Raw genomic sequence first — 14,958 nt, 5'->3', positions numbered from 1 at the left:
CCAGCCGCCCTGGCATGCGCTCAAGGGTCTGAGTGGGCTAGGCAAGGGGTGCGCGCAGAAAACTGCACGCACTTTTCCTCGTCCCGCTCTAGATTTTAGTGCGTGAGAATGTTGACGACGTTGCCGAAGGGGTCGCGCATGAAGAAGCGCCGCACACCCCAGGGCTCGTTGGTGATGTCGTAGACGATCTCGACGCCCGCGGCCTTGGCGCGCGCGTAGATCTGGTCGACGTCGTCGACTTCGATCGAAAGCACCGGCACCGGCGTATCGTTGCCGCCCTCACTGGCGATGCTTACCTGCGGCATCGCGGCCTTGCCCTTGGCGGCGAAGGTCAGGATCCAGCCGTGATCCATCACCACGTCCAGTTCCAGCAGGTCGCCATAGAAGGCGCGCGCCGCCTGCGGGTCCGGGGCGTAGAGGTTCGAGACGATACGCTTGACGGTCATGGTTTTCCCTTTTTCGCGGCGTGCCCGCGCGCATAGGTTGTTCGTCCGTTGATGATGCAGCCTATACTGCCCGCCAATTGCGCCCGTTTGAAGCGGAAACCGCGTCTCGCCTTACAGCACCGACAACGCCTTTGGGTTGGCGTGGGCAAGCGCCACCCGCACCAGCGAGGCCGCCGCCTTGCCGGCTGCCTCCATGTAGCCGGCGTCACGATGCAGCAGCACCACGGCAAAACTGCCGTCGAGAAGCAGCAGGATCTGTTTCGCCAGCAGGGCGGGTTCGGACGCCCCGGCATCCGCAAGGGTCTCGGCCATCCAGACCTCGAACTTCTTCTTGTGAGCGGCACCGATACGGATCGCCGGATGCCCCGGCATGTTGGCAAGTTCGGCGGAGGTACGCAGGAAGCCGCAGCCTTTCCACTTCGGATGACGCGCCGCCCGCGCCAGGTTGACGAAGATCGCGTCAACCTTCGCCGCCAGTTCGCCTTCGGCCTCGGCGAACCATTTCTGGAAGAGTTTAAGGTTGGGCTGGTCTCGGCCTTCGAGATAGGCCGCGATCAGATCGTCCTTGCTGTCGAAGTGGTAGTAGAGCGTGCGCTTCGTTACCCCCGCCTCTTCGGCCACCGCGTCGACGCTGACGGCACGGATGCCCTCGGCATAAAAGAGCTTTGCCGCAGCGGCGACGATCACATCCCGGGTCGATTTCTCTGCTTTCGCCATCACGATGTATACCGACTAGTGAATATACATGACATCTTCTCTCACCTAGCCTCCCCGCGTCAACCACTGCCGGAGAACAACCATGTCCAATACCGTGCTGATGCAGATTTCCGAGGGGATCGCCCACCTGACCCTCAACCGCCCGGAGAAACTCAACGCGCTGAATTACGAGCTGATCGACCACCTCATGGTCCTTCTCGACTCGATCGAGGTGAACGACAATGTCGGCGCCGTGATCATCACCGGCGCCGGCGACCGCGCCTTTTCCGCCGGCGGCGATATCCATGAATTTTCCGAAAGCGTGGCCAAGGGCGTGAACCCCGCCGTGCGCGATTTCGTCCGCCGCGGCCAACGGCTGACGGCCCGGCTCGAAGCCTTTCCAAAGCCGGTCATCGCCGCCGTCAACGGCATCGCCTATGGCGGCGGCTGCGAGATCACCGAGGCCGTGCATCTGGCCATCGCCAGCGACAGGGCGCGCTTTGCCAAGCCCGAGATCAAGCTCGGCATGCCGCCGACCTTCGGCGGCACCCAGCGCCTGCCGCGCCTTGCCGGCCGCAAGCGCGCGCTCGAACTCCTGTTGACGGGAAAGGATTTCTCGCCCGAGCACGCACTGGAGATGGGGCTCATCAACCGGGTCGTCGCCCATGAGGCGCTGATCCCTGCGGCCCGTGACCTGGCCAGGCGCATCATGGGTTATTCGCCACTTGCCGTCCGCTCGATCATCACCGCCGTCACCCGCGGCCTCAACATGTCGATAGCGGAGGGGCTGCTGGTCGAGAGCGAACAATTCGCCCAGATGGTGCCGACCGACGATCTCTCGGATGCGCTTGCCGCCTGGAAGGGACGACGCATCCACGAGGACGGCCCGACAGGCTGAGCGTCTCGGCAGCACGGCAAACGGCGGCAGGGCGCAACGGCCTTGCCGCCGCTATCCATCAGGCGCGGGCGAAGCCGAGGATGAAGAGCGCCAGCGAGCCGATCGAGGCGACGGTGCGCACATGGTTCCACCAGACCCAATCGGTAAGATAGCGCTGCTGCCAGAGATCGGCCGCCGCCTGGCCGGGTGCCGCAGCGGCGAGCGCATCGTTCATCGGCACGTTGAAGATGATCGTTACCAGGAGCACGCCGACGACATAGGCGATGCCACCGGCCGCGAGCAGCCAGCGGCCTTCACCGCCCGAGAGGAAGGCCATGACCACCAGCGCCAGGCCGATCAGCGCCGTGCCCATGAAGGCGCTGAGGAAGATCGGGTTCTGGATGACGACATTGATCGCGTTCATCGCGGCGATCCCCTGCTCCGGCGGCAGCCGCGACAGGGCCTGCATGATGCAGACCGAGAAGATGAAGAACAGGCCGGCCATCAGGCCGGAACCGATGGCGGCGACGAAGGCCAAAGCGGGAATCAGCGGGATCATGCGGCGATACTCCAGACACCGGTTGCTGCGGTTTCCCGGGCATAGACGGCGAAGTCGCGCGGCCGGCGCAGAAGCACGTGCTCGATATCGGACGTCAGGCTGGAATTGCGCCCGTCGAGCACGGACGAGAAGAGATAGCGGATGAGTTCGACATAGTCATCCGGCAGCCCCTCGGCTCGCATCTGCGCCACGAAATCCGCAAGCGGCACGGACCGGTAGCCGATGGGCCGCCCCGATGCCGCGGCGATCTCCGCGACGGCCTCGGCGAAGGTCAGCAGCCGCGGCCCTGTCAGTTCATAGATCTTGCCGACATGCGCGTCGTCGAGGAGCGCAAGCACGGCGACATCGGCGATGTCATCGGCGCTGACAAACGGTTCGGTGACCGCGTCCGGCGGCAGGTAGACCATGCCGCTGCGAACCGCATCCATCAGGAAGGCTTCGCTGAAATTCTCGAAGAACCAGCTCCCCCGAATGATCGTCCAGTCGGCGCCCGATGCCTGCAATTCGCGTTCGGCCGCCTGCGCCGCGTCCTCGCCGCGCCCCGAAAGCAGCACGAGGCGCTTGATGCCGGAACGGACCGCAAGCGCGGAAAAGCGGCGGATCGCCTCGACCGCGCCGGGCACGGCGAGATCCGGCTGATAGCTGACATAGATGCGCTCGACATTCTCGAGCGCCGGCGCCCAGGTCGTCTCGTCGTTCCAGTCGAAGGACGGCGTGGCCGAGCGCGCGCCGATGCGCACCGTGACACCCTTGGCGCGCAGCCGCTCCGCAATGCGGCGCCCCGTCTTGCCCGTACCACCCAGCACCAACGTAACCTTGCCAGACATGATCTTTCCTCCCGATTAAAAACATGAGCAACTCTCACATTTGCAAATGTGATAAATCCTCGTATTTTGGGAGTCAAGACAAAATGTGAGGATTATTCATGATTGAGCCGACAGGCACCCTGCCGATTGCAGGCGACGACGACACTGCGCTGCGCCGCACGCCCAGCCAGAAGCGCAGCCGGGAGCGCGTCGAGCACATCCTCACCTGCGCCTCCGTGCTCATCGCCGAGAAGGGCAGCGATGCCATGCGCATGAGCGAAGTGGCGGAAAAGGCAGGGATTTCGATCGGATCGCTGTACCAGTATTTCCCGGACAAGGCTGCGATCGTGCGCACGCTCGCCGAGCGCTACAACGCCTATTCCCGCGAATGCATCGAGGGCGAATTCGCCAAGGTGACGTCGATGGCAGAACTGCGCGACGCCTTCGGCGCGCTCTTCGATACCTATTACGACATGTTCCTCGCCGAACCGGTGATGCGCGACATCTGGTCGGCGATGCAGGCCGACAAGACGCTGAGGCAGATCGAACTGGAAGAAAGCCGCATGACCGGCCGTCTGCTCGCCGATGTCCTTGCCCGGCTCCAGCCGCAACGCCCACGCGCGGCGATCGACGAGGCCGCGTTCCTGATCATGTATCTCGGCGAATGCACGATGCGGCTCGCCATCTCGGTCGACCGCGCCGAGGGCAACCGCATCGTCGAGGCCTACAAGCAGATGATCCTTCGCGATTTTGTCGCTGATGAAGCGGCCGGCGGCGCAGGCTCAATTGACAACGCCATGACACACTCATAATCATCAGGGATCGATTGGTTCCCGAGACGCGAACGTGTGTCGGGAGTAAACGGGAACGTGACGGATGGACCCAAGCTGGGCATTCAAATCACGGCCGACCCCGCGACTGTAGAGCGACGTCGATCTTGCCGTTCCGGAGCGATCCGGGAGAAGCCACTGGAAGAGACCCCGAGAGGGTGGTCGGACTGGGAAGGCGAGGCAGATCCCGGGCATTACGCCCAGCGCCGTGAGCCAGGAAACCTGCCACTCGATACGGGCATAGGGCCCACACCGGGAATTTCCCGATGCCATCACGGAGGTTGTCATGGCTACGTCTACTATTTCGAGCACCCCGCTCTCCCTCAGCGATCGTCTGACCGCTGGCGTCATCGCACTTCTCATCGGCGCATTCCTCGTCTTCGGCGCCGGCCTTGCCAATTCGGCCGTGCTGCACGACACCGCACACGACACCCGCCATTCCTACGGCTTCCCCTGCCACTAAACGATGTCTCGGAACGTAGCTCACGTTCCGCATCGACGTGTCTGCGGACCTGAACGCATCCGGCCTGTGCCGGATGTCGGTGTTTGTGCATACCGGTTCGTCCGGCACACCAGGTTCATCCGCACGGCAGAAAGAACGAAAGGCTTGCAAACCACGCCAGAGTGCGTGGCTTTTGTCGCTATCGAGGGAATTCGACATGATTGTCAGAACGCTTCTGGCCGCGATCGTGGCTGGACTGATTGCCGGCGTCTTCATGACCGGCGCCCAGGAACTCAGGGTTACGCCGCTGATCCTGCATGCGGAACAATTCGAAGGCGAGGCTCCGGCGACCACCGAGCAGCCCGCCGGCCAGCCGGGGGCGGCGCAGCCGGCCGCAGAAGGGCACGATCAGCATTCGTCGCTGAAGGCGGTCTCGCCGCTCGGCGCCGTGCTCGATGCGCTGTCGCCGATCACGCCGGCCTATGCCCATGAGGGCGAACACGAGGAAGGCGGCATCATGTTCGGCCTCAGCCGCTTCTCGGGCACGCTGATGGCGAACCTCGTCACCGGCTCCGGCTTCGGCCTGCTGCTGGCCGGCGTCAGCCTGGTGATCGGCTATCCGATCACGCTGAGGAACGGTGCGCTCTGGGGCGCCTGCGGCTGGCTCGCGGTGCACATGTTGCCGGCGATCGGCCTGCCGCCGGAATTGCCGGGCTTCCCGGCCGCCGAACTCGGCGATCGCCAGACCTGGTGGCTGGCAACCGTCGCCCTCTCAGCCGTCGGCCTCTATCTCGTCGTCCTGCGCGAGGAGATCGTCGCAAAGGTCGTCGGCCTCGCGCTGATCGCCGCGCCGCATGTCTACGGCGCACCGCAACCGCTCGACATTTCCAGCAACGTCCCGGCCGTGCTCGGCGCCGAATTTGCCGTCGCCGCCCTCGCCACCACGCTTGCCTTCTGGATCGTGCTCGGCGTCGTTTCCGGCTTCATCAACGAGCGTTTCGCCAGGGCGAACTGATCCGGCCGATCCCATGCTCCATGGGAACCTGAACAAGCAGGCGGCGGGGTTCAGCCCCCGCCGTTTTGCATGAGATGCGCTGCCAGCCTTTCGCGACGATCGTTCGGCTCGAGCAGCACGCAGGTGTCGCAGAAGCTGCCGCCTTCCGTTCGGAAATAGAGGCAGCAACCGCAGCGTATCCTGTACTGGCGCGACAGCCGCTTGCTGCTTGCCGGATCGATTGCCGAGATCTCCTCGTAGCAGAGTTCTTCCGAGAACAGCGGCGACCCGGGCCTTTTGACGATGGCCAGCGCCTCGGCCATGCAGCGCGCCTCGTCGCCGATCGCGCGCCCGATCTCCAGAAAGGCACCGGCAAGCGAATCTGCCGCCAGCCGCCACTGCGCTCCGGAGGAAAGCCCCGTCCGCCGTTTCAAGACTGCGACGACCGGCGCCAGATGGGCCGTGAAGCCGCGCTCGAAAGTGCTGCCGCCTTCGCTCGCCTGCGGCACCGCGGTCAGCCGACCAAGATGGAAACGATAGCGCTTGCCGGCAATCTCCCGCCCCTCGTGCAGCCGAGCCCAGTCCTCGAAGCGAATGCCGGCGATTTCTGCGTGACGCCCCGCCCCGAGATAGAACGCGCCGAGAACCACACTCAGTTGCCGGCTATAAAAGGCGATGAGATGCGCCGCCCGGATCCGGTCCGTCATGCCGATTGCGAAAAAGTCCTGATAGGCAAGGCTCTGCTCTACCCCTGCCCCGCCCATGGCCCAGAAGGCGCCCGGCGTGCTGAAGGCGCTTTCGCCCACCTCGAGCGAAACGCCGGCGTCAGGAAACTGCGCGCGCAACCGCTCGACCGCCGCCAGCACCAGCGGCGGATATTTCCCTGCAGTTTCTGCTGTCTGCCGGCGCTCGCCCATTCATGCCGTCTCCGTCGCCAGCCAACCACCCTCAAATCCCGCGCGTTCGAGACCGCGCCGGATCGCCGGCAGGCTGCGTGTCAGCTTCCAGACGAAGCCGCTCCGCCAATTCTCGATCATCATCACGACGAGCCCCTGGTCAAGGCCGACGACGCGATCGTCGATCCAGCCTTCCGGTCCATCGCCGGGAAGGCTCGGATTGAAGCCGCCCGGCAGGCGCCCCTCTTTCAGCAGTCCGGGATAGCTGGCTGCGATATGGCTGAGTGCCGCGCGTGACGAGTCCGGATCGAACGGCAGGCAGGCGGGCGCTGCCCAGGGCACGAGCGTGCCGTCATCCAGTCCGAACGGCGCGCCCCGGTTGGCGTAGCCGAAAAGCCGCTGCCAGCGTCCGTCCGCAAGGCGCAGCCGGCCGCGCGGCGCGTGACAGGCACTGAGCCCCCAGAGCTGTTCGCCATAGCCGGCGAAGCGGCCCGAATTCCGGCGCGCATGGTCGCGCTGCAACGCAATGGCGCGCCGGGCGTTCTCGAAATAGTCCGTCCTCCTCTCCCGCATCGGCCGATCGCCGACTGCGCGAAGATCGAGCCAGGCCTGCGGGAACAGGTGGATGAACAGTGGCGCCGCATGCAGATGCGGCTCCCCGTCAACCGGGATCCAGTCATAGCCCTCGGTGAAGGCGTCGTAGTGCTCGGGTCCGATCGCATGATCCGTCGCCCCAAGTGCCAGCACATAGAGGAGCAGCGCTTCGCTATACCCCCGCCAGCGATGTTTCAGGAACCGGCCGGGCGGGCGCCAGCCCATCGTCAGCGTGTCACTCCGGTTCAGCGCCCAGTGCCAGTCAACGCGCGCATAGAGCCTTTCGGCAAGCCTGCGGATCTCGCCTTCATCCGCGTCCCTGCCGGAGAAATAGGCGCAAGCCGTCAGGCACCCGGCGATCAGCAGCGCCGTGTCGACGGTCGAGAGTTCGCTGCGCCAGGTGCGCTCGCCGGTCCGCATATCGAGGAAATGATAGTAGAAGCCGCGATGGCCGCTCGCCCGCTGGTCGCGGGACTGCGCGCTCTCGCTCAGGAAGCGCAGCGCGGTCAAGACCCGCCGGCTTGCCTCGTGGCGCGAGATCCAGCCGCGCTCGGCGCCGATAGGATAGCAGGAAAGGCCAAAACCCGTCGCCGCGATGCTCGAGGGCGCGCCGGGAAGCGACGTGTCCGCGATCAGCCCGGTGGCCGGATCGGCATGGTCGAGAAAATACCCGAACGCCGCCCGCTGCAGGCTATCGATCTGAAATAGCTCGGCATTTTCCGTCGGCGTCAGCATTCCGCCTTTCCAGCCCCGTCCCCGGCGCGCAGGCATTTCGGGGCGAGCCCCGGCAAATCACTCTTTGTTGAAGGCCAACTACACCCAAATGGTCGCCGAAAGCCAATCCTGTGTTACATTCTTCTCATCTGACCGCGCGCAATGACTGGTTGAAGCGATGTTGAGCGTGTTGGCGTTGATCCTCTCATTGAGCGGCGGCCCGAGCCCATCGACCGCCGCGCCGACGGATGTCGATGTCGAATTGATCCTGGCCGTCGACATGTCCGGCTCGATGGATCTGGATGAGGCGCGCATCCAGCGCGCCGGTTACGTCGAGGCGCTCCGGCACCGCGACTTCCTCGATGCCGTCGCAAGCGGGCAACTGGGCAAGATCGCCATCGGCTATTTCGAATGGGCCGGGACGGTTAACGAATCCTCCGTCGTCGCCTGGCAAGTGATCTCCACCGCCGCCGACGCCGATGCCTTTGCCAAGCGGATCGAGGCCCGTCCGGTGGGCACCCGGCGCGGCACGTCGATCTCGAACGCAATCATCTACGGTACGGCGCTGATCGATTCGAACGCCTTCAACGGCATACGCCGGGTGATCGACATCTCCGGCGATGGCCCGAACAATATCGGCCCGCCGGTCATTCCCGCCCGCGAGACGGCGGTCGCCCGCGGCATCACCATCAACGGGCTTGCGATCCTCATCCGCCCCTCGGTCTCGACCGGTCCACTCGACCAGTATTATGCCGAATGCGTCATCGGTGGCCCCGGGTCCTTCGTGCTGCCGGTACACGAGCCAGAAGATTTTTCCATCGCCATCCGCCAGAAGCTCGTGCTCGAAGTGAGCGGCCTGCCGCCACCGCCAACCGTGCGGTATGTCGATGCCCTCCCGACGCCCGATTGCCTGATCGGCGAGAAACTCCGTCCCGGCTTCCTCGACCGCGTCTATCCCGAGCTCGACAAGTAACCCCTCGGCGCGCAACCCATGCGCGACAGATTGTCGTTTCCCTTCGCCCCGCCCGACGATAAGATGAACCATTGCTTCGCGGATCGATTCATGTCCTTGACCACTACGCCCCCACCGGCCGAGATGGCCACAGACACCGGCAGCCAGCATATCCGCGATACGTTGCGCGATGCGATCGTCGAACGGCGGCTTGCGCCTGGCACCAAGCTTTCGGAAAGCGATGTCGGCGAACTCTTCAATGTCAGCCGCACATTGGTGCGCGCAGCCCTTCAAGCGCTTTCCTATGAAGGCCTCGTCAATGTCGAGAAGAACCGTGGCGCCTTCGTCGCCCATCCCTCGATTGACGAGGCACGCCAGATCTTCGCAACCCGCCGGCTGATCGAGCCCGGTATCGTGCGCGCCGCAGCGGTGAATATCGGCAAGACCGAGCTCGCCGAGCTCCGGCGCATGCTTGCTGCCGAACGGCAGCTAACCGAACAGCGCGGCCATTCGGCCAGGCGCGCCGAGATCAAGGCGTCGGGCGACTTTCACCTGGCGCTCGCCGACCTCAGCGGCAACGCCATTCTCCGCCGCTTCATGGACGAGCTCGTCGCCCGCTCGTCGCTCGTCATCGCGCTCTACGGCCAGTCGACCGTTTCGAGCTGCGGCCACAGCGAACACGACGAGATCGTCAACGCGCTGGAACGCGGCGACATCGACGCGGCCGCCAGACTGATGATCCATCATATCGACCACATCGAAGCCGACCTCGACCTTCGCACCCACAAATCGACCGACCTCAAGGCTGCACTCGAACTTTAGAATCCGCTCCAGCGCCCCGGGAATCACAAAAGGGTTATGTGCCGAAAAAAGTCGGCGATCCCGCGGAACCATTCCCGCACGACAGCGTTGGCCTCGCGCTCGAAAAAGACTGAGAACGAGGAAAGCAAATGAGCGAGAAATTCTTCGCCACTCCCATCCCCCTCCGACTATCCGCAAAACGGCAGACCGTCGTCAGAACGGTCTTCGAAGCCGTCGAGTTGCTGCGGCAATGGCCGGGGCGTCGCGGGCGGGAGTATCGCGCGGCTCTCAGGCGCTGCCTGGACGCGCTGGACGGATTGACGAGTACCGAACGGGCCAGCCGCTGCTTTGCGGCGGCTGCCCGCGAATCGGGCCTGCTTTTGACCTGACGCGGAAATCCCCAAGGTCCCGTGGACCAGTCTCTCACGATGCGCCGAAGGACGATCGGCGCATCGCCCCACAGCGCCGCGCGTCTTGCCAGACGTGCAAAGGTCGCTGCAGCACTTTGATTTGCTGCATGTCTTTGTCCTTAAATCGAGATCGATTTAAGGAGTCATGCACTAGGGCGCCGCAGATCCCCAAGCCACTGCATTTTGACGAATGAAACAGACGATCAGTCGGTGAGTTCGGCCGCTTCCTTCGTCTGACGGCCGGCAAGCGCCTTCAGCGCTTCCTTGTCGAGCCGCCAGTCCGGCGAGCCATAGTCGAGCGGCCACTTGTAGGGCTCCTTGTCGTTGAAGAACACGACGGTGGTCAGCAGCGGAAAAGCCCGCCGATAGGTCCGCTGATCGAGGATTTCCTTGTACCAGGCGCGCTTGTAATCGGCCGAGCCCGAGACGCCGAGTTCGGCGATCATGATCGGTTTGCCGAAGCCGGCGACACGCTGGTATTTTTCGTTCAGCGCCTCGCTGAAGCGGCGCTCGCGCCCCCAATAGTCGACGTCCATCTTCTGCAGGCCCCAGACGGGGATGCCGACGATATCGACGACATCGTCGCCCGGATAATAGCCGGCGAGATTGCGCTGACCCTTCGGCGACCAGACGAACCGCACCTTGGGCGCGAGCTCCCGGCATCTCGCCACGAAATAGCGGAATGCCGTCTTGTAGCCGTCCTTGTCGCGGCGGGCCCAGGGATAGCGGCCATCGGGATCCTCCATCTCGTGGCCCCAGCGCACATAGACCGGGCCTTCGAAGGCCGCGGCCCGGGCGCAGACGTCGCCAATCTCGCGATCGAACCGGCCCTTGCCGATATCGGCAAAGAGCCTCTCGCTGCCGGCACGCCAGTCGGCGGCGTGGGTATAGGGCTCGACCGAGAGCATCAGCGCCCGGCCATGCCGCGCGGCGATCGCGATCTTGCGCTTTAAGAGCGCCCGGTCCGGCTTCTGCCAGTAGACGAAGACATGTTCGAGCTCCAGCGCGTCGCTGTCGGCAACGGCGTCGTGCGGGTCGTAGACGCCGATGGCAACCGCCCGCTCCGTCGCGGCCTTCGCCTGCGGCTCGATCGCCGCCGTCGTCAGCCTTCGGTCGATGCCGTCCGCCGGATCATCCGCGCGCGCCGCCGGTGTTCCGGTGACGGCGAGAAACGCCAGGGTTCCCGCGGCAAGGACTGATCTCAAAACTCTGGCAGACAACGAACATTCTCCGGCGGATCGTCCGCAGACGTCGCAAATGAAACCGGACACGTCACGCATGCGGCGGTCGGAAGGTCACCGTCAAAGAGGGAACCGGCCGATCGCCAGACGATCCCCCGGCGGCCTCACAGCCCTGGAATTACGCAAACTCGCAAGGAGACAGTCCCGTTAGAGCGACGCTCTCAGGAAGCAGTGCGACGTACGGCCGAAGCCGCTCGGCGAGCAGATATAGGGAGCGCGGCCCAGATAGGCGGCCGTGCTCTTCCGCACGGGCTGCGGCGCGACCACATCTTCATCGGCCTCGGCGACCCGCAACTGCTTCTCCTCCTTGCGGAGCTTCACCGAAGGGCTGGCATAGGCGCTGGAATGGCTCGAGGCGAACAGCGGCGTTTCACCGATCACCGTCGACGAGCAGCCGGCGGAAAGCAGCAGAAGGCCAAGAATGGAAGCGGTCGGTACGAGATACTTGAAACCCGAAATGGTGGTGCGGCGCGCGCCGGCACATGCGGTCTTATCTCGCATAAGCATCCTTTCGAATTAGCGGCCACGACCGCCCGGTGCGTCCTTTGGGCTATATGACGGCAATGTTCAACCCCTACTCCATTATAAATTGCTTAAATTAATACTTTCTTTCTTAGTGAATTCTTCCGGAAGTTGCAGCCAAGGGCACGGACCCAAGTGCCAATGCGGCTGGCGATTGGCCGCGCACCGCGCTCGCGCGTCGGCACGAGGATCGGCAAGACAAAACAGGAAAACCAAACGCTTGCCTGATAGCAGGCACGAAGGCGAACCCGCCCGCCATCAGCCACCCGCCCACTCCGCCGGCCACCACGCCCGGTGGTGGATGCGGGAGCGGCATCGCCGAATGGTTCATACGGAAAAATTTCGAGCGAAAGCGGAAAATCGCCGGCAAAGCCGCCCCATCCACCGCGCCGACCGGTCAAGCGGCACGGTATCGGAACGCTAGTACCGCCCCATTCCTCATTTTTAGCCACCGCGCATTTACAGTTCGTTGACCTCTGGCAGCCACCTTGGTGCCAGGCGCAACATGTTTGAGCGTATGCGCCCACTCCAAAACTGCCCGCGTCCTGCGGGCATTTTTTTGGTCAGCGCCAAGCGGGCGGGACAGCAACGCGCCGGACCAGGCTGACACGCCTCGCAATCGTAAGGCACTATTTGCTCGGCCAAACCGGGCGCCCACCGCTCACGCGGCGCATTCAACATCATTGATGTTTCCAACGCCCAGATTGTGAAATCGAGGCGGTCCACGATGTGGTGACGGACAAAAATGGTGGGTCCCGAGCCTGCGAAGATCAAACGAAATCAATGGGCTATCGAAACAGTTAGCCAACGCGGTTCGACGAATGTTCTCGGTTTTTGGCGAACCGTAAGAATGGTAGCGCCTGGACCGTCTCACGTCATCCCCCGCTTCTCGATCCGCCGGCACGTTGCGTGAGAACCCCCACGTCCCGAACGGAGGAGGCTTCGCGAAAACCCATGTTTTCCGGGCTAAGCGGTCCCCCTCCGTTCTAATTTGTTCTCATTCTGTCCATTGAAACGGTCCGCAAACGGTCCGCAGAAGGGCAATATTCGAGAAAGCGTACCGAACCTTCGACCCCTCAATTTCGTTGCCGGAGAATCCCAGAAACTGCACCCGCTGGTTAGGCCTTCCCGATACCAGGCAATTTTTTAGGTACGATGATGTTGGGGTTGTCGCTTGGCCCGACTTCAAAGGGGAAAGTATCGCGAGGGAACAATGCCGAAGCCATCTGGACCTCGATTCTCAACTCCTCTCCAGAACGATTGCACAATCGAAAAACTTCGGCATCGGCCCCGATAGTTGTTGCGGCGATTGTGTTTAGCTGCGCATCCGAACTTTCCCGATCCATTCCAAGAAACGCTGCACTCAATACCGCGCCTAGCTTTGGGCGCAGCAGTCGATCCTCGTCGACGCGCTGGTTCGGTGCGACATGCAGCAGCGCTGCTACGACGTTCGCGTAGTCTCGCTTCAGGTCCTCGGGAGCGCTTGCATCGAATCCTGCTGCTTCCACAGCGGCAAGATCGGGCTTGCCGCGCTCTTTCGCCGTCGTTCGATAGTAGTTCTCAATCGCGCCTCGCCGCAGAAAAAAGCATCCTAACTCCGCAAGTGCATCGAGCAATACGCCATATTGGGTAGATAAGCTGACGGCTTTGGCGGCTGCTGCACCGCCAAAGCTTGCCGGATCGTTTAGCACGCGTGCTAAAGTCACCCGGAGCCTTGAGAGCTCACTTGACTCCTTGCTCGACCAATCAGGATAAGTACGCGCTGCCTCGTCAACGGTAGCACGATGCTTGTCCATGAACGTGGCGATAGCATTCCGCAAATCACCATCGAGATCTGCGAGATTCGAACGCCCGCGGTTGTTGGCAAGCTCGACAGCCTCGGGCAGATCGCTGAAGTATTTCACAAGACCGCTGTCATCTGCGAGCGCATCAAGGTCGGCCAGCAACGCGACCTGTTTATTCATCAAACGAAACAGCTTGGCGGCTTCGGCAAACTCACCCTTTCCAGTAAGGGGCAGTACTTGAGCATTCCGAGCGAGAAGCCGCAGATCCAACCGACGCGCAAGCTGCGTTGCGATGATTTCGTCGCTAGGTCCCTCAACGAGCAGCACTCGCTCGGCAAACATCGCAGTCCGATGGGTGGCGCCGAGACGCGCCACCATCGCCGCCAGTTTGGTCCGCTTTAGGATTTCGGCATCAGCAGCAACTTGCATCGGTGGTTGACTGACCGAGTTGAAAAAGACCACAGATGGCAGTTGTTTTATGTTCCGCAGCGGCAACAGAGACGCTGAGTGGGTGGCTATTACAATCACCTTCCGCGTTGGATCGGAGGGGTCGCCGGCAACATTTTCCATCTCTTCAAGTAAGAAGGCCTGGTGCTGTGGATGCAGCGAAATTTCGGGCTCATCGATCAACAGAGCGCCGATTTCGTCGTTGTGAATGGCGGCGAGTAGAGCGACGAGCTGAAGGATTCCACTGGCTTCGTAATTGGCGGCATAGCGAGCACCTCCGGACATCGGAGAAATGCGAACGTTAAGGCCCTCTTGAGACCAAGAAAGATGCACGCTTCGATCGAACAACTGTTGCAGGCGCGCCTCAACTTTCAGACGCAGATCCGCGCGGCTGTCGAGGGCAAGCAGGCTGCCCGTCATGCTTTCCAGTTCCCACCACTTCCCTCGGTACGAGATGTGGCCCACCGCTGCGTCGGAACTCCTGGACGCGCCCGGAGAGTCGATTGCGGCACGATAAGCTTCGAGCGGACTACTGCGTCCGGCAGCGAGGAAGTGTACTTTGCGGCGGCCGCTCAACGCACTGGCGCTTCTCAAAGCAATCTTAATCGCGCGAAGGGCCCGAGTTTTGCCGCTACCGTTTGGCCCAACCAAGGTCGTTATTCCGGGCCGGATTTCAACCACCGCTGACGCTTCCGCTTCGCCCAGCAACGCGATGTTGACCCTAATAGGCCATGCTTGTTGGTTTTCTTCGGTGATCATGCGCCCCCCCAGTTACAACCAATAAAAGTACCCTCCTTTGTGTAGTACATCATGAGAGGTTTTCGCAAAGGCACGTTCAATGATCGCTATTTGGTGACGAACTAAGCCAGACGGGAAAGCCTCAATTCAGTTCCGCCGTCGTCGCAGGCTAAGACCACCTTGAATGGTGCCCCATGCCGAAGCAAGGT

Annotated in this window: 16 protein-coding genes and 1 riboswitch; of the genes, 7 read left to right on the top strand and 9 right to left on the bottom strand. The window is 62.8% G+C overall.

Annotated features, from left to right (window positions below):
- Nucleotides 1-95: 95 nt before the first annotated feature.
- Nucleotides 96-446, bottom strand: coding sequence for a VOC family protein (locus ACQ5BM_RS00155; protein ID WP_429806372.1), 351 nt, complete (start codon nucleotides 444-446; stop codon nucleotides 96-98).
- Nucleotides 447-557: 111 nt separating this feature from the next.
- Nucleotides 558-1,163 carry a TetR/AcrR family transcriptional regulator gene (locus tag ACQ5BM_RS00150; protein ID WP_429806371.1) on the bottom strand — a complete coding sequence of 202 codons (606 nt, stop codon included), beginning with the start codon at nucleotides 1,161-1,163 and terminating at the stop codon, nucleotides 558-560.
- A gap of 82 nt (nucleotides 1,164-1,245) precedes the next feature.
- Here ACQ5BM_RS00150 and ACQ5BM_RS00145 point away from each other — a divergent pair, with 82 nt between their 5' ends.
- Nucleotides 1,246-2,040: a crotonase/enoyl-CoA hydratase family protein gene (locus tag ACQ5BM_RS00145; RefSeq protein ID WP_429806370.1), complete on the top strand. Its 795-nt coding sequence runs from the start codon at nucleotides 1,246-1,248 to the stop codon at nucleotides 2,038-2,040.
- A gap of 58 nt (nucleotides 2,041-2,098) precedes the next feature.
- On the opposite strand, the gene ACQ5BM_RS00140 is transcribed toward ACQ5BM_RS00145, so the two are convergent.
- Both ACQ5BM_RS00140 and ACQ5BM_RS00135 read right to left on the bottom strand, forming a co-directional pair.
- On the bottom strand, nucleotides 2,099-2,578 hold the full coding sequence (locus ACQ5BM_RS00140; RefSeq protein WP_429806369.1) for a DUF1772 domain-containing protein: 480 nt from the start codon (nucleotides 2,576-2,578) through the stop codon (nucleotides 2,099-2,101).
- On the bottom strand, nucleotides 2,575-3,405 hold the full coding sequence (locus ACQ5BM_RS00135; protein ID WP_429806367.1) for an NAD(P)H-binding protein: 831 nt from the start codon (nucleotides 3,403-3,405) through the stop codon (nucleotides 2,575-2,577). Before ACQ5BM_RS00135 ends, ACQ5BM_RS00140 begins: the two co-directional genes overlap by 4 nt.
- A gap of 98 nt (nucleotides 3,406-3,503) precedes the next feature.
- Between ACQ5BM_RS00135 and ACQ5BM_RS00130 the strand changes: the two genes are divergently transcribed.
- The 3 genes from ACQ5BM_RS00130 to ACQ5BM_RS00120 all read left to right on the top strand — a co-directional run bounded on the left by ACQ5BM_RS00130 (nucleotide 3,504) and on the right by ACQ5BM_RS00120 (nucleotide 5,671).
- Nucleotides 3,504-4,196 carry a TetR family transcriptional regulator gene (locus ACQ5BM_RS00130; RefSeq protein ID WP_429806365.1) on the top strand — a complete coding sequence of 231 codons (693 nt, stop codon included), beginning with the start codon at nucleotides 3,504-3,506 and terminating at the stop codon, nucleotides 4,194-4,196.
- Nucleotides 4,195-4,458, top strand: a riboswitch (cobalamin riboswitch). It overlaps the preceding gene by 2 nt.
- Before the next feature lie 42 nt (nucleotides 4,459-4,500).
- Nucleotides 4,501-4,677 carry a CbtB domain-containing protein gene (locus tag ACQ5BM_RS00125; protein ID WP_173517316.1) on the top strand — a complete coding sequence of 59 codons (177 nt, stop codon included), beginning with the start codon at nucleotides 4,501-4,503 and terminating at the stop codon, nucleotides 4,675-4,677.
- A 196-nt stretch (nucleotides 4,678-4,873) separates the two neighbouring features.
- On the top strand, nucleotides 4,874-5,671 hold the full coding sequence (locus tag ACQ5BM_RS00120) for a CbtA family protein (RefSeq protein ID WP_429806363.1): 798 nt from the start codon (nucleotides 4,874-4,876) through the stop codon (nucleotides 5,669-5,671).
- 50 nt (nucleotides 5,672-5,721) lie between these two features.
- Here ACQ5BM_RS00120 and ACQ5BM_RS00115 read toward each other — a convergent pair whose 3' ends face one another.
- Nucleotides 5,722-6,567, bottom strand: coding sequence for a (2Fe-2S)-binding protein (locus ACQ5BM_RS00115; protein ID WP_429806361.1), 846 nt, complete (start codon nucleotides 6,565-6,567; stop codon nucleotides 5,722-5,724).
- The gene (locus tag ACQ5BM_RS00110; protein ID WP_429806359.1) at nucleotides 6,568-7,875 is read right to left on the bottom strand and encodes a glucoamylase family protein; all 1,308 of its coding nucleotides are present in this window, start codon (nucleotides 7,873-7,875) and stop codon (nucleotides 6,568-6,570) included.
- Between the two features lie 157 nt (nucleotides 7,876-8,032).
- Between ACQ5BM_RS00110 and ACQ5BM_RS00105 the strand changes: the two genes are divergently transcribed.
- From ACQ5BM_RS00105 to ACQ5BM_RS00095, 3 genes are all read left to right on the top strand, one after another.
- Entirely contained in the window at nucleotides 8,033-8,827 is a 795-nt protein-coding gene (locus tag ACQ5BM_RS00105) for a DUF1194 domain-containing protein (protein WP_429806358.1), read from the top strand.
- A gap of 90 nt (nucleotides 8,828-8,917) precedes the next feature.
- Nucleotides 8,918-9,628, top strand: a complete 711-nt coding sequence (locus ACQ5BM_RS00100; RefSeq protein ID WP_429806356.1) for a GntR family transcriptional regulator — start codon at nucleotides 8,918-8,920, stop codon at nucleotides 9,626-9,628.
- 128 nt (nucleotides 9,629-9,756) lie between these two features.
- On the top strand, nucleotides 9,757-9,996 hold the full coding sequence (locus ACQ5BM_RS00095; protein WP_173517321.1) for a DUF982 domain-containing protein: 240 nt from the start codon (nucleotides 9,757-9,759) through the stop codon (nucleotides 9,994-9,996).
- Nucleotides 9,997-10,220: 224 nt separating this feature from the next.
- On the opposite strand, the gene ACQ5BM_RS00090 is transcribed toward ACQ5BM_RS00095, so the two are convergent.
- From ACQ5BM_RS00090 to ACQ5BM_RS00080, 3 genes are all read right to left on the bottom strand, one after another.
- Complete coding sequence (locus ACQ5BM_RS00090) at nucleotides 10,221-11,237, bottom strand: glycoside hydrolase family 26 protein (RefSeq protein WP_429806354.1); 1,017 nt, start codon at nucleotides 11,235-11,237, stop codon at nucleotides 10,221-10,223.
- A 168-nt stretch (nucleotides 11,238-11,405) separates the two neighbouring features.
- The gene (locus tag ACQ5BM_RS00085) at nucleotides 11,406-11,759 is read right to left on the bottom strand and encodes a hypothetical protein (protein ID WP_429806352.1); all 354 of its coding nucleotides are present in this window, start codon (nucleotides 11,757-11,759) and stop codon (nucleotides 11,406-11,408) included.
- Between the two features lie 1,139 nt (nucleotides 11,760-12,898).
- On the bottom strand, nucleotides 12,899-14,770 hold the full coding sequence (locus ACQ5BM_RS00080; RefSeq protein ID WP_429806350.1) for an ATP-dependent nuclease: 1,872 nt from the start codon (nucleotides 14,768-14,770) through the stop codon (nucleotides 12,899-12,901).
- Nucleotides 14,771-14,958 lie beyond the last annotated feature (188 nt).

The organism is Ensifer sp. B1-9 (assembly GCF_050474445.1).
Lineage (GTDB): Bacteria > Pseudomonadota > Alphaproteobacteria > Rhizobiales > Rhizobiaceae > Ensifer.
The sequence above is the reverse complement of the archived record's forward strand: the minus strand, read 5'-3'. Positions and strand labels throughout refer to the sequence as shown.